The sequence below is a fragment of the Streptomyces sp. NPDC034049 genome, assembly GCF_055575575.1.
In genome coordinates this window covers 38267-62173 of record NZ_JBVISJ010000026.1, presented here as the reverse complement: position 1 = coordinate 62173, position 23907 = coordinate 38267, and the positions used below count along the sequence as shown (strand labels likewise).

The window sequence follows — 23907 nt, the reverse complement described above, 5'->3', positions numbered from 1 at the left end:
ACCGAAAGTGAAAGGAGCTGGCCGAGATGGCCACACCCGCCCCGCTGTCCTACGAGGTCTTCGTCTCCCCGGGTGCCCCCCGCGCGGGCGACCAGCGCATGCCCAACGGCGACCCCATCGTGTCGTCCCCGATCACGTCCACGCTGATCTACGGCGACAAGGATGCCGTGCTGGTCGACCCGCCCTTCACTCACGACCAGATCCGGCAGGTCGGCGACTGGGTGAAGCGGTCCGGCAAGCGGCTCACGGCCATCTACGCCACGCATGGCCACGGCGACCACTGGTTCGGCACGGCGCGGCTCATCGAACGCTTCCCCGGCGCCGTCGCCTACGCGACCGAGGGCACGATCCGCATGATGCACCAGCAGGCCACCACCGGCCGTGAGCAGATGTGGGACAAGCTGTTCCCCGGCCAGATCCCGGCCACCCCGGTCCTGGCCCGGCCCGTCCCCACCGACGGCATCCTGCTGGAAGGCAACGTGGCCAGGGCATACGAGGCCGGACACACCGACACCGACGACACCACCTTCCTCCATGTGCCGTCCATCGGCCTCGTCGTTGCCGGGGACGTCGCCTACAACGACGTGCACCCCTACATCCTGGAGGGCGCCGACGGTGGGCTGACCGCCTGGCTGGCCGCTCTCGACAGGATCACCGACCTGGAGCCGCGCGCGGTCGTGGCCGGCCACAAGAATCAAGACCGGCCCGACGACCCGGCGATCCTGGACGAGACCCGGCGCTACCTGCGTGACGCCCAGCGGCTGCTCGATGAGAAGCCCACGGCGCGCGACTTCTTCGAACGGATGATGCAACTCCACGGCGGCCGCCTCAACCCGGGGCCGCTCTGGTACGGCGCGGTCGGGCTGCTCGGCGCCTGAACCGCACAGAAGGCGATCTGATCATGACGCGGACTCTCACGGTCCGGCACGGCCCGGAACCCGCCCCTGACAGGCTCGGCCTCGTCCGGGACCTCCTCAACACCCGGAGCCGGTGCTGCGGTTCGAGATGGCCCGACCCGCTCTCGGACCTGAGGACGGGGTGGGCGACCGCAGCCGCAGAGGCCCCTCCTGCACTGTGGCAGGATGAAACAGCTTTTCAGCCGTCCAAGGAGGTGTGATCCGTAATGCCGTGGCCCGCGACCGCACGGTACGACCTGCAGGCTGCGCCGGGCAGCCTCGGCCTGGTCCAGGATCTGCTCAACACCGTCTCCGCCGACTCACCCCGGCTGCCGGACCTTCTCATGGACATTGTGGCCGCCCAGACTTGGGTTGACGATGCCACCGCCCAGTGGTCGGAGGGCGTCGGTCAGACCGTTCCCGACATCACGCTCGACGCCGAGGGCCTCGCCGGCCTTCGGTCCTTCCGTGACGACCTGCAGGCACTCGTCGCCCTGGGATCGGACAGCGCCAAGGACACCGGAGCGGCCGTTCCGGTCCTGCACACTACGACCGCCTCGCTGCAGCTCGGCGAGGACGGTCTGGTGCGCCTGGAACCCCGCGGCACCGGGTGGCGTCGGCTCGCGTCCCTGGTGATCGCGTCCGCCTTCGAGGGGCAGCGCTCGGACAACCGCCGCCGCCTGAAGATCTGCCGCAACCCGCGCTGCCGGGTGGCGTTCTTCGACCGCTCCCGCAACAACAGTGGCGTCTGGCACGACGTCAGAACCTGCGGGAACGCGGCCAACCTGCGCGCCTACCGAGCCCGGCAGCGCGCTGCCGGGAACGCCTCCTGACCGCACCTGAACTCCAGCCCGCGGAGTCCGCACCCACCATGGGAACCCGGCGCAGATCAGTCCCTCGAGGCAATCTGCGAGCGGGCCCGCCCAGGCCACTTCAAAGCGTTGCCCGATCACGGCGAACGCCGGCCCCGCGCCAGCCGGAACGTCGCGCTGACGCGGACCGACTCGCTACGACGGCGCCTCGCTCTAAACGCCGGGCGTCGGGATGGGCCTCGTCCCGCTGGTGTGGCTTCAGCCGGATGACGTGATGGAGCTCGGCATCCAGGGCCTCGGCACCCAGCGTCAGGCGGTCATCGGGCCCAGGTGAGAGGGGCCAGGCCGACGAGCGTCCGGTGACGATCAGATGTCGAGTAGTTGCCGTGCCACGTCGGCATCAGTGATCAGGACGTTGATCCAGCCGCCGTGTGCCGCGCCGCGGATCGCGGCCACTTTGTCCATGCCGCCCGCCACGCCGATGCGTCGTTCCACCGTTCGCAGCCGGTCCGGGTCGATGCCGATGAGCCGGTCGTTGAACGACGCGTCGACGGGGTTCCCTGCGATGTCGAAGTAGCGGGCGCACACGTCGCCCACCGCTCCGAGTTCCTTGAGCTGCCGCTGGTCCTCGGGGGTGATGGCGTTGCCCGAGCGGCGCAGGAGGGGCGAGGGGTCCAGGCTCCCGATGCCGAGGAGAGCGAGCGTGAGCCTCGACCACGCTCGCATGGTCTCGGCCATCTCCGGCTCGCGCGCGAGCAGGTCCCGGAGTTCACGGCTGCCCACCAGTGCGGCGGAGGGTGCGAAGACCGGCCGCGCCCCGGTGAGCTCGGCCAGCCGGCTGGTCAGGCGGGTGGCGTGGAGCTGGACCTCGGGGCTGCCGGAACCGCCGACGAGCTGCACGACTTCGTGCGCTACGGACGGGGTCTTCGCCCGCATCACCTTGACCGCTTCCAGCAGGGTGGCGCTCCAGGAGGAGACGCCGATGACGTCGCCGCCCTTGAGAGTGGCGTCGAGATAGGTGGCCGTCGCCGCCGCGAGCGCCGGGATGACGTCGATCCCTGCTCCTTCCACCTCGACCACGACAGCGTCGCGCAGGCCGTACCGCTCGACGAGGGCTTCTTCGAGCTCGGCGTGCACTCCCTCGGGGGATACGACGACGGTGCGGACCACACCCCGGTCGACCGCTTCCTTCAGGAGCCGGGAGACGCGCGGCTGGGACATGTGGAGGTGCGCCGCGATCTCGGGCTGCCTGACTCCGCGCTCGTGGTACATCCGGGCCACCTTCACCAGCAGCCGCATGTGGTCCGGGCTGGGAGTGGACGACGCTGCCGCCACCGATCCGATCCTCCGTCCTCGTCCACACCGGCCCTCAGGCCGGTCGCCAGGGGGTGCGCATCACCCTATCGGTCGGGCCTGCGGCCGCTGTCCATGTGGTCACGACGTCCCTGGCACACCACCCGTCCCCAGCTCGCAGGCCGCCGCGAGACGCCGGTGCCAACGCGCTACAGCGCTGCCGCGCTGTGCGCCGTCCCAGGCGGGCGTGAACGTCCGGAGGTCGCTGTCGGCACGTTCCTCCAGCTCATCAGTGGTCCACAGGCCGAGGTGGAGGCCCGCGAGGTGTGCGGCTCCCGCGGCGGACAGCTCGTGATGCCCGGTGCGCGTGACGGTGATGCCGGAGACGTCGGCCTGCAGCTGCATCAGTGCGTCGCTGCGGCTGAGACCGCCGTCGGCGACGACGTGGCGCAGGCCGGGCAGTGCGGCGAGGACGTCGGCCACCTGGAGCGCGACCGATTCCAGCGCCGCGCGGGCGAGCTGGGCGCGGCCCGTGCCCAGGTCGAATCCGGCGAGTACGGGGACGGCATTCGCGTCCCACCAGGGCGCTCCGATACCGCCGAAGGCCGGTACGAGGGTGACGTCACCGGCGTCGGCGTCTGCCGCGAGGCGGATGAGTTCGACCGGCGTGGTGCCGAGCAGGTCGGCAAGCCAGGTCAGCGTACGCCCGGTGGAGCGGATGTTCGCTTCGCGTGCGTACACCGGCAGGCCCATGGACCAGGCGATGGTGCTGCACACCTGCTCCGTCGGTTTCGGGTCCCGTGTCACCACCATGACGGAGGACCCGGTGCCGTAGGTGACCTTCACCGTGCCCGGCCGCCATCCGGCGTGGGCGAACAGTGCGGCGTGCGAGTCACCCATCACCGTCAGCACCGGGGTGCCGTCGAGCAGGGGTGCCAGTCCGCGGAGCTTCCCGAAGGGCCCGGTGGACGGGACGATCCGGCTCAGGGCGGGCCGCGGGACATCGAACAGGCGGAGCAGGTCGTCGTCCCAGTCGCCGGCCGTGAGGTCGACCAGCTGGGTTCGCGACGCGTTGCCGATCTCGGTGACCGGCTCGCCCGTCAGCGCTTGCAGCAGGTAGGCGTCCACGGTCCCCAGACGCAGGGCTCCCGCGCGGCTGCGGGTACGGGAGGGGTCGTGCTCGTCGAGGAGGGCGGCCATCTTCAGGGCGGAGAACATCGGGTCGAGCGGGAGCCCCGTACGGCGGCGGATCTCCTCGCTCTTCCCCGCGCGGACCAGGAGCGCCGCCCGCTCCGATCCGCGCTGGTCCTGCCAGCTGACCAGGGGCGCGACGGGCCGACCGGTCGCCGCGTCCCACAGCACAACCGACTCACGCTGGGTGCTCATGGCCACGCCGGCCACTGTGCGCGGGTCGGTGTCCTGCACGCAGTCAGCGGCCGCCGTGCGCACGCTGTCCAGCAGCGCCTCGGCGTCCTGTTCCGCCAGGCCAGGGCCCGGATGGGATTGGGTCAGGGGAACCTCAGCCCGGGCGACCACCTCACCGTAGGCGTCCATCAGCAGGGCCTTGGTGGAGCTGGTGCCCTGGTCGATCGCGAGCACGTGCGGCTTCATCACGGCCGGCCCAGGGCCTTGCGGGCGGCGGCGGCGACACCCTCGGCGTTCAGACCGAAGTGGTCCAGCAGGAAGGACGTGCTGCCGGTCGGGGCGAAGGAGGGCACGCCCAGCATGCGCACGGGGACGGGATGATGCTCGGCCACCACCTTGGCCACGGCGGCTCCCAGTCCGCCCGACACCAGTCCCTCCTCGGCGGTGACGATGGCACAGGTCTCCCGGGCGGCGGACACAACCGCGGACACGTCCAGCGGTTCGACGAACGTCATGTTCAGCACGCGGGCGGAGATGCCGTCCTGCGCGAGGAGGCCGGCCGCGTCCAGGGCGCGGGAGACCATCGTGCCCACCGCGATCAGGGTGACGTCGGCGCCGTCGGCCAGCCGGACGGCACGGCCGATCTCGAAGGACGCGTCGTCGGGGGTGACGGAGGGCACCTTGAACCGTGGCACACGCAGGTAGGTCGGTTCGCCCGAGACCGCGGCCCAGCGTACGGCGGCGCGGGTCTGGGCCGGGTCCGCGGGCACGATGATCTTCAGGCCGGGCACCGCGCGCATCCAGGACAGATCCTCGATGGAGTGGTGGGTGGGCCCGAGCTCCCCGTACGCCATGCCGGGGCTCTGGCCGCACAGCACGACGTGGCGGTGGGAGTAGGCGATGTCGGCCTTGATCTGCTCCAGGGCACGGCCGGTCAGGAAGGGCGCCGCGGCGGAGACGAACGGGATGAACCCGGCGTTGGCCAGCCCGGCCGACACGCCGACCATGTCCTGCTCGGCGATGCCGACGTTGATGAGCCGGTCGGGGAACTCCTCGCGGAACTTCACCAGATTGCTGGAGCCCACCGAGTCGTTGCACACCGCGACGATCCGCTCGTCGGCGCGGGCCAGCGCGATGAGTTCGTCGGCGAAGTCCGCCCGGCAGTCGAAGGTGGGGGCCTGGGTGGCCAGGGTGCTCATCGGTTCAGCTCCTCGAGCGCGAGACGGACCTGTTCGTCGGTGGGCACCTTGTGGTGCCATTCGACGCGGTCTTCCATGAACGACACGCCCTTCCCCTTGACGGTGTCGGCGATCACCGCGACCGGGCGTCCGGTGGTCGACGGCGCGTACGCCTCCTTGATCGCCCGATGGTCGTGGCCGTCGATCACGCGGACCTCCCACCCGAAGCTCGCCCACTTGGCGTCCAGCGGCTCCACGGCCGTGGTGTCCTGGGTACGGGCGCCCTGCTGCAGCCGGTTGCGGTCCACCACAGCCGTGATGTTGGCCAGCTCGTAGTGGGCCGCGGTCATGGCGGCCTCCCAGTTGCTGCCCTCCTGCATCTCCCCGTCGCCCAGCACGACGATGGTCCGCCACGGCTCACCACGCAGCTTCGCCCCGAGCGCGCAGCCGGTGGCGACGGGGAAGCCATGCCCGAGCGGGCCCGTGTTGGTCTCCACGCCGGGCACCTTCAGCCGGGCGGGGTGGCCGTTGAGCGGGGACAGCGGCGCCATGAACTCGCGCAGCCGCTCGCGCGCGAAGAAGCCGCAGGAGGCCAGCGTCGAGTACAGGGCCGCGGCGCAGTGCCCCTTGCTGAGGACGAACCGGTCGCGCTGCGGATGCTCCGGCTCACCCGGATGCAGCCGCAAGGTGCCCCACAGCGCGGTGACCATCAGGTCGGTGACCGACAGGTCACCGCCCACGTGACCCATGCCGGCCGACTGGATGGTGGTGAGGATGTCGCGCCGGACGGCGGTGGAGATCTCGGCGAGTTCCGCGGCGGCAGCGGCCGGCGAAGCACCGCGCAGGAGGGCGCTGCGCTGGTCGTACTGCCGGACGGCGGCCTCGTCGGCCTGCAGGGGAGCGGGGGTCTCCACGAGGGCGGTGGTCACGCGGACTCACTCTCTGCCAGGGCACGGAACAGCGCCCGCTTGGCGATGCTCTGTGCCCCCAGGGCATCCTGCGCCGCCTGGGCGGCGGCCAGTTCGTCCCGGTCGAGGTAGGCGAGCGCCTGGTGAAAGGCGCGCATGGTCCTGATCCCGGTACGGGCGGCCTCGACCGGGTCCTCGCGGAAGGGGAACTGGTCCAGCTGCCAGACGCCCTGCCAGCCGGCGTCGTCGAGTGCGAAGAAGAACTCGAAGGTCTCCAGCAGATGCACCGAGCCGACGACCATGTCGTCGTCCCAGCCACGGAAGTTGTCGTTGACGTCGATCGCGAACAGCTTGTCGCGGGCGATCGCCATCCGCGCCGCCTCGGCCGGGGTCTCACCCCCGTACAGGGAGTGCCCGAAGTCCAGCAGCACGCCGACGTTGTCCACCCCCATGTCCTGGATCGCCAGCAGGGTGCGGGCGACCGAGGAGAAGACCATCCGGTTGCGCGGCTCGCGCGGCTTGTACTCGATTGCGAACTTCAGATCGGGGAAGGCCCGGGCGAGTTCGCGCAGAGCATCGACCGACTTGGCCCACAGGTCGGTGTAGTCGGCCTGGAACGGATAGTCGTAGCCGTCCTGCCCGGGCCACACCTTGACATAGTCCACGCCGAGCTCGCGCCCGACCTCCGCAGAGGCGGCGACCAGGTCGACGGCCTGGCGGCGCACGGCCGGGTCGGGGTTGGTGAAACCGCCCTTGGCGAACTTCCCGGTGTAGATCTCCGGCGTCACGGCAATGGCCCGCAGGTTCTGCTCGGCGAGGGCGGCGCGCACCTCGGCGGTGCTGATGTCGCCGGGCGGGAACGGCCAGTTCAGGTCGAGGACGGACAGGTCACCGACGGCTCCGGCGAGCTTGATCGCATCGAGGATGGTGCGCGGTTCGCCGTATCCGTCCGTGGCGTAGCGGTCGACGTAGGTGGCGAAGTGCCAGACGCCGGCGCCGTAGACCGGCTCGCTCGATTTCTGAATGTCTATTCGTTGTTGACTTGACATGCAGCCAACGTACGAGCGAGGTTCGAGCCCGTCAACCCCTCGCGGCTGCCGAGGGTTCGCGGTGTGGTTGCGAGGGATCGGGGGCGTGTGCCTGGTCGGAGGCATGCCAAAGGCCGCCCGGTCGCCGAAGGCGGTCGATCCACCGTGTGGGAGCACTGGGACGGAGTCTCCGCCGACGGCAAGGCCACCGCGTCCCTGAACCACTACTCCAAGGGCGCGGTCATCTCCTTCCTGCACCGCCACGTGACCGGCCTACGGCTGGTCGAGCCCGGTTATCGGCGCTTCCTCGTACAACCCCGCCCTGCGGCGGGCTCACCTGGGCGGAGACCGTCCACGAGTCCCCGTACGGCCGGATCGAGGCGGCATGGCCACCCGAAGGCGTCCGCCTGCACCTGCGGCTGGTCGTACCGCCGGGCACCGAGACGGCTGTCGTCCTGCCCAGTGGCCGCAGGACGACCGCAGGTCCTGGCATCCACGACTACGTCGACTGAGACTCTGTCTGACGCGGCTTCGTGATCACGTCTCCCGTAGGACCCGGACATCCCAGGGGCCGAGCGGCACCTGGGTACCCGGCTCGTAACCGGCTCCGTCCAGAACGTCGCTCACCGGGACGGGGACGGTCACCGCCGTCTCCTGCCATGACCAGTTGTGCAGGAAACGGACCCGACGGCCGTCCTGCGCAGTCGCGCCGGTGGCAGTGACACTGGCGGGGAGCGACTTCCACGGTCCGGTGTCCGGCAGCAGCCACCGGAACAGGCTCTCGCCGAGAGCAGCGTTGGGGACGGTGCCCACGTATGTGATCCGGCCCTTGCCGTGCGCCTTCGTGGTGATGGCGGCGAACTGCCCGAAGTGCGGGTGGTCGTAGCGGGCGAGCACGGTGGCGGTGTCCGCGTGGAGTCCGTCCGCCCAATGGGTGCCGGCCGCGCCCTCGGGCAGCGGGACGGGCGAATCGTCCCCTGCCCGGACCGCCAAGTCGGCGTCGAGTGTGCAGAATTCGTCGTACCAGGCTCCGGCCGCATCCGCGAGACGGGCGGGCTGGATGTCGCGCCTGGCACGAGCTTCGTGGTCGGCGTAGCACGAGCGCGGACCGAGGACCAGGTGGCCACCGGCATCGGCGTACGAGTGCAGCCAGTCCAGCGTGGCGTCGTCGGCGATATAGAGCCCGGCGGCCACAAGCACCGGATGCTTCCCGGCCAGCTCAGCCGGATTCTCGTCGGTGGCCTGCCCGGCGTGCAGCACCCGGGTTTGCAGGCCGGCGTCGAACGCGCTCCGGTAGAAGGCGCCGAAGATGGTCTCGTACGAGCGTGGTTCCGGACCGCCGTCCGGCGCGCTGATGGCCGGCTGGGCGGTCATGGCCCACTTGCTGGGGTGCGAGTACAGCATCGCGACGTCGGCGTCCGGGACGAGGTTGGCGACCAGACTCCCTGCGCGCTCCAGCTCGGCGCCGATGCGGGCGACCTCCCGATAGGTGCGGCCGGGGCGGCCGTTGTGCGGCAGCACGCCCGCCCAGTACGTCTCGATGCCGAAGGTCAGCGTCCGCCAGTGCCAGTACTCGATCATCGATGCGCCCCGGGCGACCAGGGCCCAGGCGGCCTGGCGCCACTGGCCGTCGTAGGCGGGCTGGTTGAACCAGGACGGGCCGATGGCCTGGGCGTTGGTCTCGGTGACGAGGAACGGCTCCTGGCGGGAGGAGTACATCCGGTCCGCGGTTCGGTAGAACTCCCAGACATCCTGCGCCGTCCAGGTCTGCCCCTCGCCGCGCCGGGGCCGCGCCGGCAGGGACAGACCGTCCTGCATCACGTAGTACGCGTTGCCGGCGGTGACGTCGAGACGCCGGGTCAGGTCGTCGTCGGCGACGGCAGGCCGGCTGTAGTCGATGCAGGTGGTGACGAACTGGTCGGGGCGGGTGTACTCGCGGACGATGTCGGCCTGCCAGCCGATGAACTCGCCGACCTGGTCAGCCTGGAACCGCCGCCAGGCCTGCTCGTACTGCGGCTGGGCATTGTTGTCCGGGGTCCACAGATCGGCCCAGTCCGTGAGCCGGTGCGACCAGTAGACCAGGCCCCACTCCTCGTTGAGCTTGTCGATGTCGCCGTACTGTGCGCGCAGCCGGTTCACGAAGCGCTGGAAGACACCGTGGTTGTGCAGCAGGTGCAGGCCCGGCTCGTTGTCGACCTGGAATCCGATCACGGCTGGGTGGTCGGCGTAGCGTGCGACGACCTTGCGGATGACGCGCTCGGCGTGGAAGCGGAACGCCGCGTGGGTGAAGTCCATCTCCTGGCGGGCGCCCCAGCCCATGCGCCGGCCGCTTTCCAACTCCCCGGCGATCTCCGGATAGAGGCGGACGAGCCAGGGCGGTGCGGCGTAGGTGGGGGTGCCGAGGATGACGCCGATTCCGCGCTCGTGGGCACCGTCGAGCGTCGGCTGCAGCCAGTCGAGGTCGAAGTGGCCGTCGTCGGGCTCCCAGGTGGACCAGACGGATTCGCCGACCCGGATGACGGAGAAGCGTGCCTCGGCCATCAGGTCGAGATCCGTCTTCCTCAGCTCGGCGGGATGGTATTCGGGGTAGTAGGCCGCGCCGAACAGCACGCGTGCCGAAGCGATTCCCTGGCCGGGCGTCATCGGCCCTCCACTGCACGCAGGCGGATAGCGAGGTACGGCCGACCGGGCAGGGACACGGTGCATGTGCCCTCGTAGAGGTCGGGGAGTTCGGTGACGGTCATGTTCCAGGTGTCGATGATGTCGGCCCGGAAGCGGCTTCCCTGCGGAAGATGGAAGGTGCGCAGGCGCGGCTGCATGATGCCGAAGTAGGCCAGGTAGTAGCGCCCCTCGACACCGCCCACCGGGACGTCGAAGTCGGACGGCAGCGGATCGATGCCCGCCGCGTCCGACGGGATGTCCTCCATGATGGTCCGCAGGAACTCCAGCCGGGACGTGCTCTCGCCCTTGAGGACCCCGCCCTTCGCCCACCACAGCACGTCGTCGTCCGCCAGGAAGCACTCGCCGTGGGTGACGTATCCGCCGCGGACGACGCCCTCCCAGCAGCGGCGCACCATCTCCTGAGGGTGGAGGTTGCCCCAGCCCCACTCGATGTCCCCCTCGTAGCCCAGCTCGTCGACGGCGACGGGCTTGCCCCAGCGCTCGCGCCATTCGCGGGTGCCTTCGGGCGTGCGCTGAATGCTGGCGTGCGTGACCCAGTCGGCGTCGTTGTCCCACAGCTCCACCCAGTTGTGCACGCTGATCAGGTGGCCGTGCGGGTCGTGGTCGCCGATCACCGCGGCGATCCGATGCCAGTCGTCGGTCGACTTGGACCACAGCAGGTCGTATTCGTTGGCCAGGGACCACCACACGTTGGGGTAGGCGGCGAGCCGGGCGACCACATAGCGCAGATAGCGGTCGTCCTCGGCCGGGGACATGGTGGAGAAGCCCCAGCGGTCGTACGGGTGCAAGAGGATGAGATCGGCCTGGATGCCGAGGGCGCCGAGCTGGGCGATCTGCTCCTCCAGGTGCTGGAAGTACACGGGGTTGGGCCGCTGGAAGTCCCAGCCCTCCTCAACGGAACCCGCGAAGGGGTAGCGGGGCGGCTCGGTCTCGTTGTGGACGAACCACTTCGGGAAGACGCACATCCGGACCTTGTTGAACGGGCTGCCCGCGAGCGTGGCGAGGGTCTGCTTCTCCAGCTCCGTACCCTGGTGGGTCCAGGCGTACAGGGTGGTGCCCAGCGGGAGGAAGCGCGTGCCGTCGGCGTGCTGGAAGTGGGCGCCCGCGTGGACACGGACCGGACCGTGGTCCTCCGGGTCGGCCGGGCCGCAGTGGAAGGTGCCGGTGACCGAGTCCAGGGAACGGGCGTTGCTGGTCGTCCGGAACGACCACTCACCCTCCGCGTCCGGCAGGAACCGGACGCGGTACACGCCTTCGCCGTCGTAGAAGCCGTGCGCCGTCACCGAGCGGTCACCGTTGCGGAACTCGGCCCGCAGCGTGACGGCGGTGAAGGGGTTGCCGTGCGCCGGGCCGTGCAGTTCCAGCTCGAAGGTCCGCCACAGGGTGCCGTGCGAGGCGGCGACCAGCCGAGCGCTGCCGGAGGGCACGTCTTCTGACTCGTAGTCCGCGGCCGGGATGATCTCCTCGTCGCGGGGCGAAGCCGCCTCATCGTCAGGCTCTACGAGGGTGGCCAGCTCGGCGTAGAGGGCCTCGCGGGCCGCGGGGTCGGTCCGTACCCCCTGCAGCATCGTGGTCACCTGCGCGAGCGTGCCGTACCGCATCTGGACACTCTCGATCTCCTTGTCGAGATGGGGCGCGTACTTGCGGACCACCGCCTCGGCCTGTTTGTTGCGCAGTACCTCACCTAGAACGGACGAGGGGCCGTAAGCCATGACAGACTCCATTGATCTATCGGACATTGGGGTACAAGCGGGCCACGGCTCGCAGACGAGCACGGCGAGAAGAGCGGCCGCACATGCCACGGCCAGCGAGGCGCGGGCGCCGAACTCGGTGATCAGGAAGCCGCTGAGCGCGGTCCCGAGAGCGTTGCCGGCGGCGACCGCACTGTGCCTCCAGCCGAACGCCTCCGTCGCCGACTGGAGGCGAAAGGGGATCTCTAGTGGACGACGACGCGCACCCGGCCGAGGTTCGCCACCTGGGCGAAGGGGGTTGCGGTGTCGCCTTGCCGTTGCGCCGCCACCCTCAGCACCGGGAAGTACGTGCCCGGTTTCGAGTAGGTGAACGTCTGGCTCACCTCGACGGTTCGGCGAGACAGCCCGAAGGACTTGGGCGTGAACGTGCCGGTGCCGGCGAAGTCCCATTCCGTCGTCACAATGCGGCCGGCGGCGGGCGGGACCTCGATCCTGGCCTTGAAGGTGACGGACCGGCCGACGGCCACATCGATCCTGTCGGTGCCGTCGACGGTCAGATCGACGACGGGCTGGATTCCCCGGCGAGCCGTGGCATTTCCTGGCACCTCGACCTGGCTGTCCTCCACGTCATAGGGAGTCGAGCGCGCCGGTGCCACACCCTTCTCCACCCAGCTACTCAGGTCGCGTAGCGCTTGCTGCAGGATGCCGGTGAACTCGACGAGCCGGACCGCGCGGGCGCCGGTGACGGGGCCTTCGAGGTGGTCGGCGTTGTCGTTGAACCAGAGGCGGAAGCTGTCCTCGTATCCCTCGCCGAGGGCTTCCTTGACCCGCGCGCGGTACCAGTCGGCGGGCCAGGGGTAGGCGTCGGTGTCGAGGAGGTTGGCGACGACGATGACCTTGCCGTTGATCCTGCCCGTGTGCGTGCCGCCGCCGCTGGTGGACGCGGAGATGGCGGGGCCGACTTGGACTTTGCGCTGCGGGTAGAGGGGCTGCCCGTCGGGTCCCCGGTATTGGTCCCAGGCGTAGAAGCCGGGACGGGGCGGAACCTGGTAGCGGTGGTAGGCGCGGAAGGCGAGGGACCATCGGTTGCCCATGTGCAGCTTGTCGCCGGTACCGAGGGCGGCCAGCACCCCGGCGTTGTTCCCGCTGTCGAGGGTGAGGACCCGTGTGGTCGGGTCGAGTGAGCCCGAGAGTGTTCCGATGACCGTCGTGCCGTCGCTTTCGTAGGCGGTGAAATCCAGTCCCGTCGTGTCCGGTTGGGAAGGCGCGGTGCCGAGGACAAGGCTCGTCGGCTTGTTCTGGGTGTCCCGGTTGATCTGCTTGACCGTGGTCTGATGGTCGATTCGCGCGGCTCGGATCAGATCGCCGAGGGGTGACTGCTCGGTGCCGAGGTAGCCCGGCGTGCCCCAGAAATCGTCCGCGTAGGTGGGATCCATACTGCGCACGAGGGCCGTGAACCCGAGGAGGCCGTCGGGGGCGGTCAGCCCCAGCACGTAGCGATAGTCCTCCCAGGCCCGGAGCGGAACACCCATTCGCGTGGCTTCTCGCAGCATGGCCCGCTCCACCTGGTTGAGGTGTGCGTACGGGTCGCCGCTGCCCCCAGGTGCAACCGCGTCGGCGATCAGAGGTGCCTTGTCGCGCAGGACGAGCCGGGCCAGGGCGCGGACGGTGAAGCTGTTGGGGACGGCGGTCGGCGTGCCGGGGATGAAGGGCACCGCGCCGTCCCAGACGCCCGAGGTGTTCTCGATGGCGCCGATGGTCTGGTAGGAGCCGCCGCTGCCGCCGTAGACGTAGCCGTAGATCCGTTTCTTCGAGCCGTAGTACCGCGCCGCGTACGTCCGGGAGAACTTGGCCGTGGCCGCGTCCACGCGGTAGCCGATGCCGCCGTTCGTCTGCACGACGTAGGCGCCGCTGTCCACGCCGAAGGCGACGTCGTCGGCGGATGGGTTCTCGTCCTGCAGCGGATACACCTTGTGGAAGAAGCGGCCCTGCCACTGCCTCTTCGAGGGGAGGCAGAGGGTGAACTTCTTGTCAGTGCCCGCGAAGTGGCCCGAGACCTTGCGGTGCGGTACCGGTGTGGTGAGGTCCGTTTCGCTGTCGATCACAGGTTGGTTGTACAGGGGGTCGTCGCAGTCGGGTGTGACCCATACCGGCCCGCCGTTCACGCGCGCCGTGCACTGCGGCCGGGATGCGGCCGCGGCGCGGGGGGCCTGGATCGACGACGCGCCCAGCACCACCACGGCGCCGGCGGTCGCGTTGCGGACGAAATGGCGTCTTGACCATGCCCCTGCCGGGGAACCGTGCGACCTGTCGTCACCGGCCGTTCCGTGTGTCTTCATGAGTTCCCCTTGAGGTCGGAAAGCTCTGCAGTGTCGAGTTGCAGCCGCTTGGCGCGCCGGATGCGTTGTTTCTTCGGATCCGCGACGGGAGCCGCCATCTGCAACTTGCGGGTGTAGGGGTGCTGTGGGTTCGTCGCGACGTCGTGTGCCTTGCCGATCTCCGCGATGCGCCCCTGGTGGAGGACGGCGATCCGGTCGCTCACCTCGTTCACGACGCCCAGGTCGTGGCTGATGAACAGGTAGGCCACGCCCGTCCGGCGCTGGATGTCCTGCAGGAGCGTGAGGACGCGGGCCTGAGTGGTCACGTCCAGAGCGCTGGTGGGTTCGTCGCAGATGATGACCGAGGGATCGAGGGCGAGCGCGCGAGCGATCGCGATCCGTTGCCGCTGCCCGCCGGAGAACTCCCGCGGATACCTCCCGCCGGAGTCGGCCGGAAGACCGACGGCGTCCAGCAGTTCCCGTACGCGTGTCCGGCCGGCCTCGGCCCCGGCTGCGACGAGGGGTTCGACGAGGATGTCCTCGACCTGCATGGACGGGTTGAGTGACGAGTAGGGGTCCTGGAAGATGACCTGGATGTCGCGGGCGACCTTGCGTCGGCGGGCCCGGGAGATGTTGCTGATGGTCTCGCCGCGGAAGGTGATCGAGCCTGCCGTGACCGGCGCGAGCCCGAGGACCGCACGGCCGATGGTCGTCTTGCCCGAACCGGACTCGCCGACCAGGCTCAGTGTCTCCCCGGCGCGCAGATCGAAGGAGACGTCGTCGATCACCGTAGTCCCGGCACTCTTCCGGCCGCCGTAGCGGACGACGAGGTTGTCGACCTTCAGTACCGGCTCTGGCACCTCATACCTCCGCGATCTCGACACGGCGTGCCGACGAGAGCAGTTCCCGGGTGTAGTCCTCGGCAGGGGACTCGAAGAGCGCGTCCACGTCGCTGCGTTCCACGATGCGGCCGTCGCGCATGACGCTGACCGTGTCGCAGATGTCCGCGACGACACCGAGGTTGTGGGTCACGAGGATCACGGCGAGACCGCGTTCGTCGCGCAGTTCGCGCAGCAGCTCCAGTACCTCGGCCTGCACGGTCACATCCAGGGCCGTGGTGGGCTCGTCGGCCACGATCAGGTCGGGGTTCGAGGCCACCGCGCCGCAGATGAGCACGCGCTGTGCCATGCCGCCGGAGATCTCGTGCGGATACTGGCGGAAGACCCGTTCGGGATCCTTGATGCCGACCCGTGCGAGCAGTCTCAGCAGCTCCCTTTCCGCTTCCTGCTTGGACATCTTCTTCACCGCGCGCAGGCCGTGGGTGAGTTGCGCGCCGACCGTGAAGCAGGGGTCGAGGTTCGACATGGGTTCCTGCGGCACGTAGGCGATGCGCCGGCCGCGTGCCGCGCGCAGCTGCTGGTCGTCGGCCAGCAGGTCCTTGCCGTCCAGCACGATGCTGCCGCCGAGGACGACCGCCTCGCGGGGCAGGATGCCCAGGGTCGAGAAGGCGATCTGGGACTTGCCGGAGCCTGACTCGCCCACCAGGCCGTGGATCTCGCCCCGCCGTACGTCCAGGTCGACGCCGTGCACGACCTCGCAGACGCTGTTCTCGCCGTCCGGGTAGCCGATGCGCAGGCCGCGGATCGACAGGACCGCTTCGGCCGGTGCGGCTGCGGGGTCCGCGGTGGTCGACTGGCGTTGCTCCTGTGCCTGCCGGGTCAGTTCGCGGCGCCGGCGCGGGGACAGCGTCCTGCTGTGGGCCGACGACTGGAGCACATCGCGCAGGGCGTTGCCGAGCAGGACGAGCGCCAGGACGGTCAGACTGATGAGGAGGGCCGGCCACAGGACACCGGCCTTGTTGTTGTAGATGTTGCCGAACGCCTCCTGCAGGACGCCGCCCCAGGATGCCTTGGCGGGGTTGCTCAGACCGAGGAAGCCCAGGCCGGCTTCCATCGCGATCCCGGCCGCGAGGACGAACGAACTCTGGATGACGACGGGCGCGCGAACGGCCCACAGTACGTGGCGGCCGACGATCCTCCGATCGGAGAGCCCGACCACCTTGGCCGCGTCCACATACAGCTCGCTGCGGACTCCGAGGACGACGGACCGGACCAGCCGGAAGTACGACGGTGCCACGATGAGGCCGTAGACGGCCATGGCCGCGACGATGTTCGACCCGGTCCGGGCATACAGCGCGATGAGCAGGATGACGCCGGGCGTCGACATGACAACGTCGGAAACCCAGTTCAGCACCGCGTCGACCCTGCCGCGGTAGAAGCCGGCAGCGAGGCCGCTGGTCACTCCGAGTACGACGGAGACGACGAGTACCACCACACAGGCGAGCAGCGTCTGGCGGGCTCCCCACATCAGCCGGGACAGGATGTCCCGCCCCGTCGAGTCCGCCCCGAGGAGGTGCCCGGAACTGAACGCAGACGCGTCCACGGCGCTGAGGTCTGTCACGTTCGGGCCGTGCGGGGCCAGCCAGGAGCAGGACAGGCCCAGGAACACCACAAAGAGCAGGAAGACCAGGCAGACCGCGCCCTGCGGATTGGTGAGCAGTCGCCGGAAGAGAGACCGCCTCTTCGCGGCCGCCTGCACAAGAACGGCCGTCTCCAGCGGGGGAGTGGTGGTCATCGCGTCCTCGCTTTCGGGTTGACCGCTGCCGTGACGAGGTCGCCCAGCAGGTTGACGACGAGCACGACCACGATCGTCACCAGCACGCACCCCATCACCAGCGGCACGTCGCCCTTCTGCGCCGAGGTGTTGCTCAGGTCGCCCAGGCCGGGCAGGGCGAACACCTGCTCGATGACCACCGCCCCGCCGATGAGGCCGAGGGTCTGCAGGCTCAGGGCGGTGAGACCGGGACCGGCGGCATTGCGCAGCACATGCCGGAAGACGACCTGCGATTCCGGGATCCCCCGCGCTCGCAGCGTCCGTACGAAGTCCTGGGAGAGCGTGTCCAGGACCGCTCCGCGGAACTGCGCGGCGGCGTTGGCGATGGATCCCACAAGGAGGGCGATGACCGGGAGGGTGACCGACTTGAGCCATCCACTGAGGCTCTGGTCCGGTGAGACGTACCCCGTCGCCGGGAGCAGCCGGACCGAGACGGCGAAGGCGAAAACGAGCCCGATCGCGATGATGAAGGCCGGCACGGCCGCTCCCAGCACGGACAGGAACTGCACCACTCGGTCCAACCACCCGCCGCGGACGGCGGCGGCGACGCCCAGGAGGACGCTCGCCACCGCTGTCAGCAGGAGCGACAGGACGATCAGGGTGAGGGTCACCGGTACCCGGGAGGAGAGGGCCGAGGTCACGGACTGGCCCGTGAAGAACGAGTCGCCGAGGTTGCCCGTGACGACGCCCTTGAGCCACTCGCCATACTGCACCAGGAGGGGCTTGTCCAGACCGAGTCTGACCACCTCCGCCCGGACGTCGGCCTCGCTGGCCCGCGTGCCCAGGACGGCCCGCGCGATCCCCGGCCCGTTGCCGTACATCAGGACGAACGTCGCGAAGCTGACCACGAGCAGCACCGCCAGTGAGCGGACCAGCTTCTTCATCACAGAACCCAACACCTGTCACTCCAATCGTTCATGCGTGGGGCTACTGGAAGTCCCAAAGGAGCGGGTGCAGGCCGGACGGGTCGGTGGACTTCCGGACCTTGAGCTTGGAGTTGTAGGCGTAGATGGTGCCCGTGGACACCATCGGGACGAACCAGGCCTGGTCGACGACGTAGCGGTTGATGGCCTGCTGATCCTTGGCCGACTGCTGCGGGTTGTCGGTCACGATCTTTTCCCAGAGCCTGGCCACTGTCGGGTCGGTCTGGTGCATGACGTTCCAGATGCCGTCGGGCAGGATGTAGTCGGCGATGTCCAGCCGCGACTCGCCGTAGTTCCCGAGCACCCACATGGGGATGGGGTACTTGCCGCTGAGCAGTTCACTGATGGCGTTCGGGCCGGACAGGGTGACCTGCTTGACCTTGATGTTCAGCAGGCTCAGCTGCTGCTTGACGACCGGCATCAACGCGTCCAGGTTCTGCCCCTGCAGGTACGGGATCTCGATGCTGAAGCCGTTCGCATATCCCGCCTTCTTCATCAGGGCCTTCGCGGCCTCGACGTCGTAGGGGTAGGGGTCCTTGAGGTCCTTGATGTACGCCGCGGAGCCGGGACGGAAGATCTGCGGGGTCGGGGTGGCCAGCCCTCGGAAGAGGTTCTTCGCGATGGCGTCCTTGTCGAACACCATGTTCATGGCGCGGCGGACGTCCACGTCGCCCAAAGCGGGGATCTTCTTGCCCAGGTGGTCGGTCAGCAGGAGCCGGGCCACCTCGCTCGGCTGCATCTGGATCTTCAGTCCGGATGACTTGGCCTGGCTGTACGTCGCCTGCGTGATGAGGGAGCCGTCGATCTGCCCGGTCTTGAGCGCGTTGATCGTCGCTGTCTCGCTGGTGATGACCTTCAGCACGAGCTTCTTGTACGGGAACGACTTGGCGTCCCAGTACGCGTCGTTCTTGACGAAGGTGTAGACCGAGCCACCGGTCGTTGCCGATGCGTCGAGGGTGTACGGGCCCGAGCCGACCGGAGCCTTGTTCCGGTTGCCCGAGGCCAGGTACTTCGGACTGGCTATCGAGAGGTCACACAGGCGTGCGGTGAGCAGCGGGTTCGCCTTCGTGGAGATCGCGGCGGTCAGCTTGTCCGGCGTGGAGACCTTCATGCCGGCGAAGCGGGCTGTGCTGGCGCCGTGTGTCGCCGCGTACTCGACCGACGCCTTGACCGCCGCCGAATTGACCGGGGTTCCGTCGGAGAACTTCATGCCCGGACGTAGGTGCATTGTCACGCCGGTGTTGTCCGACTTGAATTTCCAGGTCTTCGCGGCGGCCGGCTGGGGCTTGCCCAGAGCGTCACACCGGAAAAGCTTGTCGTACACCGCCGAGGCGCCCCAGCCCTGGTAGCTGGGCTGGTTGACCGGATCCCAGCCCTGGATGTCCTGGGTCATGCCGAGCGTGAGTGTGCCCTTGCCGCCGGCGTTCCCCGAGGTGGAACTCGCGTCGGTACAGCCGCTCACGGCGACGAGTGCGGCCAGGGCTGTGGTCATCGTGACTGCCGTGGCGGCAGGTCGGGTGGTGCGCCGCATAATGGACTCCTTCGGACGCGAATGAAGTTGCGGCCTGTTTACATGCGGGCCGACGCAGATCTGTCCAGCGCTCGGTGAGAGACAGCGCGAACTGGACGATGTGATGTGTACAACGTTCTACGCGGCAAGTTACGGAGACGGCCAGAACGAGTCAAGAGATCGCGCCAACCCCGCCGTGTAACAGTTCGGCAACGCGCCAGTAGCGCGATCTTCATTCTCCGATGCCACATCACCACCACCAGCCAAGTCTCGCCCTGACTGACCTTTCCGGCCCCTGCGGCAGCGGGCGTGGGCCGATGTGTCGCGGGTCGCGGCAGTCCACCGGGTCAGCGAGAAGAGTGCACCGATGCACAAGGTGACGAGGGATGTACTGACAGGAACACGGGACGCGCTAGGAGGAGCGCGCCGCTCGTGCGGCGCGGCCGCGCGCCGGAGCCGCGCTCGTCCCGCGGGGCACGAGCCGGGGCGCCACGACGTAGTGGACCGGCTGGGTGCGGCCATTGACCCGCTCCAGGAGAAGCCGTGTGCTCATCTGGCCCGTGAGGTGGCCCGACTGGTCCACCGTCGTGAGCGAGACCCGGCCGATCGAGGAGGCGTTGACGTTGTCGTAGCCGGTCACCGTCAAATCTTCCGGTACCCGCAGACCGCGTTCCTCCGCTGCCCGCAGGGCGCCCAGCGCGGCGATGTCGGCGCCCGCGAAGATCGCGGTCGGCGGTGTCGGCCTGGACAGTGCCTCGGTGGCGGCCCGGTAGCCGCCCTCCTCCGTGTAGCTCGTCTCGATGACGTCAGGCTCGAGGCCGTGGCGCTGCATGGCCCTGATGTACCCGTCGCACCGTGCGGTGTGCGCGAGGACATGCGGGCGTTCCAGGACCCCCGTCGGATGGGTGGTATGCGCGATGCGTCGGTGGCCGAGACTCACCAGGTGGTCGACCATGAGGCGCGCACCCCCCTGGTCGTCGTCGACAACGGTGTCGAAGGAGGTGGCGCCACCATGGCGCGCGACCACCACCGTGGGCAGACTCGCCCCGAGCCGTTCGAGCCAGGCCGTGCTCATCTCCGGCGCGATGATGACGAGCCCGTCGACCTGGCGGTCGACGAGGGCCTCGATGCTGCGTTGCTGGCGCTCGGCCGCGAGGCCGCCGGTGATGAGTATCTCCTGGTAGGGCGTCGGCTCCAGTTCGTCCGTGACACCCTCGACGATCTCGGGCTGGAAGGGATGGGACAGCGCCACGAGCATGACTCCGACGGTGTAGGAGCGGCCCCGCATGGCGCGCGCGCCGGCCTGCGGCCGGTAGCCCAGCTTCTCGATCGCGGCGGTGACCTTGATCCGCATCTCCGGGCTGACGCCGTAGGCGTCGCGCAGCACCTTGGACACGGCCGACACCGAGACCTGCGCTTCCCGGGCCACGTCCTGGATCGTCACGCGGCGCACTCCGGAGGACTGCGCGGTGCCATCGCCGCGCGAGCGGACGGGCCGCTTGTCTGCGTTGCGTGGAGCCGTCATGCCGCCCCGCAGATCGGCGTCAGCAGCGCTGTTGTCCATTCGCGCCATGCTACAAGCGCCCGTTCCGATCGGTACCCCATGGATCGGTCCCTTCCGTTGCCTTGACATGAATTCAGGCAGCTCTCTACGCTCCCTGACGTAGAACGTTATACAACGCCGGCCCCCTCAGGTGGTCCCTTCCCCTGTGTGTGAGGGCGTTCCTGAGCGGAGCCACCCAATGCCCGCCTCGGGCCCGGTCACCCAACGCTCGATGAGTCTGGAGACTTACATGGTCGTGGCTGCCGCTCCCTGCGCCCCCCGGTTCGAGCACCTCACCGATCCCTCACCGGCCCGCGGTGTCGGCACGGGCTCTCCCCGTCTGTCGTGGTCGGTCCCGCAGGCGGACGCGGACTACCGCCAGACCGCCTACGAGATCGAGGTCCTGCGGGGCGGCACCACCGAGACGTTCCGGGCCGACAGCGCCGAGCAGCTCCTGGTGCCCTGGCCGGCCCGACCGCTGGCCTCGCGGGAGTACGCCGCCGTGCGGGTCCGCGTCGCCTGCCGGGACCGGTGGAGCGAATGGAGCGAACGAGCTGTCGTGGAGGCCGGCCTCCTTGACGCGGCCGACTGGACAGCGGATTTCATCAGTCCGGTCGGCATCGCCGGCACGCGTATGCCCGCTCCGGTGCTGAGCGGATCGTTCGAGGTGCCGGGAGAAGTGCGCACAGCCCGCCTCTACGCCACCGCGCACGGCCTGTACGTCGCCACGCTCAACGGCCGGCGCGTCGGCGACCTCGTGCTCGCCCCGGGCTGGACGGCCTACGAGCACCGGCTGCGCTACCAGACGTACGACGTGACGGAACTGGTCCGCAGCGGGGAGAACGTGCTGGAGGTCCTTCTCGGCAACGGCTGGTATCGCGGCCGACTGGGCTTCAACGGCGAGCGTGCCCTGTACGGCGACCGGCTGGCGCTGCTGGCCCAGCTGGAGGTCACCACCACCGATGGACAGGTGCATGTGCTCGCCACGGACGGCACATGGACGGCGCGGGAGAGCGAGGTGCTGGCCGACGACCTCTACGACGGCCAGCGCACCGACCTGCGTCGCCGCGGCCCCGGCTGGCGCCCGGCAGCCGGCGCGGTCGAGGTGGTGGCGGGCGACCTCACCCGCCTCGTTGCCCCGGAAGGACCGCCCGTCCGGGTCAGCTGCGTCCTTTCGGCCGAGAAGGTGTGGACGTCGCCGTCGGGCCGGACTCTGGTCGACTTCGGACAGAACGCCGTGGGATGGGTACGGCTGCGGGTGCGCGGCCTGGCATCCGGCGCCGAGGTCGTCGTCCGCCATGCCGAAGTCTTGGAGGACGGCGAGCTCGGCACCCGTCCGCTGCGCGCGGCCGAAGCCACCGACACGTACCTCGTCGCGGGCACGGGCGAGGAGATCCTCGAACCGTCCCTCACCTTCCACGGCTTCCGCTACGCGGAGATCTCGGGCGTGCCAGGCCTGCGTGCCGAGGACGTCGAGACCGTGGTGATCGGGTCGGACCTGCGCCGCACCGGCTGGTTCACCTCCTCCCACACACTGCTCAACCGCTTCCACGAGAACGTGGTGTGGGGCATGCGCGGCAACTTCGTCGACGTACCCACCGACTGCCCGCAGCGTGACGAACGCCTCGGCTGGACCGGCGACATCCAGGTGTTCGCCCCGACGGCGACCTTCCTCTTCGACAGCGCGGGGTTCCTCAGGTCGTGGCTGGCGGACCTGGCGGCCGAACAGCAACCCGACGGATCGGTGCCCTACGTCGTGCCGGACGTGCTGCGCGACCGCGCGCCGACCGCGGCAGCCTGGGGCGACGCCGCGACGATCGTGCCCTGGGCGCTGTATCAGCGCTCAGGCGACCGTCAAGTCCTGGAGCGGCAGTGGCCGAGCATGCGCGCCTGGGTGGACCGGCTCGCGGACCTTGCCGGCCCGGACCGGCTGTGGTCGGGCGGATTCCAGTTCGGTGACTGGCTCGACCCCACGGCTCCGCCGGAGGCCCCCTCCCGGGCCAAGGCCGACCCCGACGTGGTGGCCACCGCGCACTTCGCACGCTCCGCGGAAATCGTGGCCGAGGCCGCGCGAGTGCTGGGGCGCGAGAACGAGGCTAAGCGGTACGGCGCCCTGGCGGCCGAGGTGCGTGCGGCGTTCGCCCGCGCCTACGTCACCCCGGCCGGCCGGGTCCTCTCGGACGCGCAGACGGTCTACGCCCTGGCCATCGAGTGGGCGCTGCTGCCGGGCGCCGAACAGCGCGAGCGGGCCGGCCGGCGCCTGGCGGACCTCGTACGCGCGAGCGGCTTCCGCATCAGCACCGGGTTCGTCGGTACGCCCCTGGTGACCGACGCCCTGACCTCGACCGGACACGCCCAGGTCGCCTACCGGCTGCTGCTGCAGACCGGCTGCCCGTCCTGGCTGTACCCGGTCACCATGGGAGCGACCACCATCTGGGAGCGCTGGGACAGCATGCTCCCCGACGGCAGTATCAACCCCGGTGACATGACGTCGTTCAACCACTACGCGCTCGGCGCCGTCGCGGACTGGCTGCACCGCACCGTCGCCGGCCTCGCACCCGCCGCCCCCGGCTACCGCGAGATCCTCGTCCACCCGCGACCGTCTGCCGACCTCACGTCCGCCTCGGCGCGCCACCTCACCCCCTACGGCGAGGCCGGTGTCGCCTGGGAGCGGGCCGGCGGGACGTTCCGGCTCGATGTCCGCGTTCCGGTGGGGGCCACCGCGCTGGTGCACCTGCCCGGGACGGCCGAGCCGAAGGCCGTCGGTCACGGTGAGCACCAGTGGGAGGTTCCCGATCCGATGGCAGTCGGTGCCACCCAGCACGCGACGGCCACCGTCCGCGATGTGCTCGACGACCCGGACACTTGGGCCGCCGTCGTTGCAGCCGCCGTCGAGACAGGCGTCGTTCCCGGAGGGGAGGCGCAGGTCGCCGGCCAGCTCGCCGCGTATCTCGACGCACCCGCCGCCGAACTGGTCCTGGCGCTGACACCGCAGGAGTCGCTGGCGGGCTTGGCCTCCCTGGAGCGACGGCTGGAGGCGATCCTCGGTCTGCGCCCTGCCTGACGGCGCTCCTGCGCGAGCCCCGC

17 protein-coding genes and 1 pseudogene are annotated in these 23907 nt (G+C 69.7%); 5 read left to right on the top strand and 13 right to left on the bottom strand.

Annotation, left to right across the window (positions count from 1 at the left end; genetic code table 11):
- The first annotated feature begins 26 nt into the window (after nt 1-26).
- Together ACZ52C_RS40355 and ACZ52C_RS40350 are read left to right on the top strand one after the other, a co-directional pair.
- Nucleotides 27-878: an MBL fold metallo-hydrolase gene (locus ACZ52C_RS40355; RefSeq protein ID WP_469079517.1), complete on the top strand. Its 852-nt coding sequence runs from the start codon at nt 27-29 to the stop codon at nt 876-878.
- Between the two features lie 245 nt (nt 879-1123).
- A complete protein-coding gene (locus ACZ52C_RS40350; RefSeq protein ID WP_469079516.1) occupies nt 1124-1729 on the top strand; it encodes a CGNR zinc finger domain-containing protein in 606 nt (201 codons plus the stop codon).
- Nucleotides 1730-2074: 345 nt separating this feature from the next.
- On the opposite strand, the gene ACZ52C_RS40345 is transcribed toward ACZ52C_RS40350, so the two are convergent.
- The 5 genes from ACZ52C_RS40345 to ACZ52C_RS40325 all read right to left on the bottom strand — a co-directional run bounded on the left by ACZ52C_RS40345 (nt 2075) and on the right by ACZ52C_RS40325 (nt 7501).
- Nucleotides 2075-3043 carry a sugar-binding transcriptional regulator gene (locus tag ACZ52C_RS40345; protein ID WP_469079515.1) on the bottom strand — a complete coding sequence of 323 codons (969 nt, stop codon included), beginning with the start codon at nt 3041-3043 and terminating at the stop codon, nt 2075-2077.
- Between the two features lie 99 nt (nt 3044-3142).
- Nucleotides 3143-4612: an FGGY family carbohydrate kinase gene (locus ACZ52C_RS40340; protein ID WP_469079528.1), complete on the bottom strand. Its 1470-nt coding sequence runs from the start codon at nt 4610-4612 to the stop codon at nt 3143-3145.
- The gene (locus ACZ52C_RS40335) at nt 4612-5565 is read right to left on the bottom strand and encodes a transketolase family protein (protein WP_469079514.1); all 954 of its coding nucleotides are present in this window, start codon (nt 5563-5565) and stop codon (nt 4612-4614) included. Before ACZ52C_RS40335 ends, ACZ52C_RS40340 begins: the two co-directional genes overlap by 1 nt.
- Nucleotides 5562-6473 (bottom strand): transketolase, encoded by a 912-nt coding sequence (locus tag ACZ52C_RS40330; protein WP_469079513.1) that lies wholly within the window; start codon nt 6471-6473, stop codon nt 5562-5564. Before ACZ52C_RS40330 ends, ACZ52C_RS40335 begins: the two co-directional genes overlap by 4 nt.
- Nucleotides 6470-7501 (bottom strand): sugar phosphate isomerase/epimerase family protein, encoded by a 1032-nt coding sequence (locus ACZ52C_RS40325; protein ID WP_469079512.1) that lies wholly within the window; start codon nt 7499-7501, stop codon nt 6470-6472. The genes ACZ52C_RS40330 and ACZ52C_RS40325 overlap by 4 nt, the downstream gene beginning before the upstream one ends.
- A 63-nt stretch (nt 7502-7564) precedes the next feature.
- Between ACZ52C_RS40325 and ACZ52C_RS40320 the strand changes: the two are divergent.
- Nucleotides 7565-7693, top strand: a pseudogene (locus tag ACZ52C_RS40320) (hypothetical protein); the annotation flags it as partial.
- Nucleotides 7648-7992, top strand: coding sequence for an alpha-L-rhamnosidase C-terminal domain-containing protein (locus ACZ52C_RS40315; RefSeq protein ID WP_469079527.1), 345 nt, complete (start codon nt 7648-7650; stop codon nt 7990-7992). The pseudogene ACZ52C_RS40320 and the gene ACZ52C_RS40315, both read left to right, overlap by 46 nt.
- Nucleotides 7993-8017: 25 nt before the next feature.
- Here ACZ52C_RS40315 and ACZ52C_RS40310 read toward each other — a convergent pair whose 3' ends face one another.
- The 8 genes from ACZ52C_RS40310 to ACZ52C_RS40275 all read right to left on the bottom strand — a co-directional run bounded on the left by ACZ52C_RS40310 (nt 8018) and on the right by ACZ52C_RS40275 (nt 20841).
- Nucleotides 8018-10123 carry a beta-galactosidase gene (locus ACZ52C_RS40310; protein ID WP_469079511.1) on the bottom strand — a complete coding sequence of 702 codons (2106 nt, stop codon included), beginning with the start codon at nt 10121-10123 and terminating at the stop codon, nt 8018-8020.
- The gene (locus tag ACZ52C_RS40305) at nt 10120-11874 is read right to left on the bottom strand and encodes a DUF5605 domain-containing protein (RefSeq protein ID WP_469079510.1); all 1755 of its coding nucleotides are present in this window, start codon (nt 11872-11874) and stop codon (nt 10120-10122) included. Before ACZ52C_RS40305 ends, ACZ52C_RS40310 begins: the two co-directional genes overlap by 4 nt.
- Nucleotides 11875-12098: 224 nt before the next feature.
- Complete coding sequence (locus ACZ52C_RS40300) at nt 12099-13958, bottom strand: PKD domain-containing protein (RefSeq protein WP_469079509.1); 1860 nt, start codon at nt 13956-13958, stop codon at nt 12099-12101.
- 230 nt (nt 13959-14188) lie between these two features.
- Nucleotides 14189-15031 (bottom strand): ABC transporter ATP-binding protein, encoded by an 843-nt coding sequence (locus tag ACZ52C_RS40295; protein WP_469079508.1) that lies wholly within the window; start codon nt 15029-15031, stop codon nt 14189-14191.
- Nucleotide 15032: 1 nt separating this feature from the next.
- Entirely contained in the window at nt 15033-16805 is a 1773-nt protein-coding gene (locus tag ACZ52C_RS40290; RefSeq protein ID WP_469079507.1) for a dipeptide/oligopeptide/nickel ABC transporter permease/ATP-binding protein, read from the bottom strand.
- Nucleotides 16802-17728: an ABC transporter permease gene (locus ACZ52C_RS40285; RefSeq protein WP_469079506.1), complete on the bottom strand. Its 927-nt coding sequence runs from the start codon at nt 17726-17728 to the stop codon at nt 16802-16804. The genes ACZ52C_RS40290 and ACZ52C_RS40285 overlap by 4 nt, the downstream gene beginning before the upstream one ends.
- A 43-nt stretch (nt 17729-17771) precedes the next feature.
- Nucleotides 17772-19259 (bottom strand): ABC transporter substrate-binding protein, encoded by a 1488-nt coding sequence (locus ACZ52C_RS40280; RefSeq protein ID WP_469079505.1) that lies wholly within the window; start codon nt 19257-19259, stop codon nt 17772-17774.
- A 430-nt stretch (nt 19260-19689) separates the two neighbouring features.
- On the bottom strand, nt 19690-20841 hold the full coding sequence (locus ACZ52C_RS40275) for a LacI family DNA-binding transcriptional regulator (RefSeq protein WP_469079504.1): 1152 nt from the start codon (nt 20839-20841) through the stop codon (nt 19690-19692).
- A 211-nt stretch (nt 20842-21052) separates the two neighbouring features.
- Here ACZ52C_RS40275 and ACZ52C_RS40270 point away from each other — a divergent pair, with 211 nt between their 5' ends.
- Nucleotides 21053-23884 carry a family 78 glycoside hydrolase catalytic domain gene (locus tag ACZ52C_RS40270; protein WP_469079503.1) on the top strand — a complete coding sequence of 944 codons (2832 nt, stop codon included), beginning with the start codon at nt 21053-21055 and terminating at the stop codon, nt 23882-23884.
- The last annotated feature ends 23 nt before the right edge of the window (nt 23885-23907 follow it).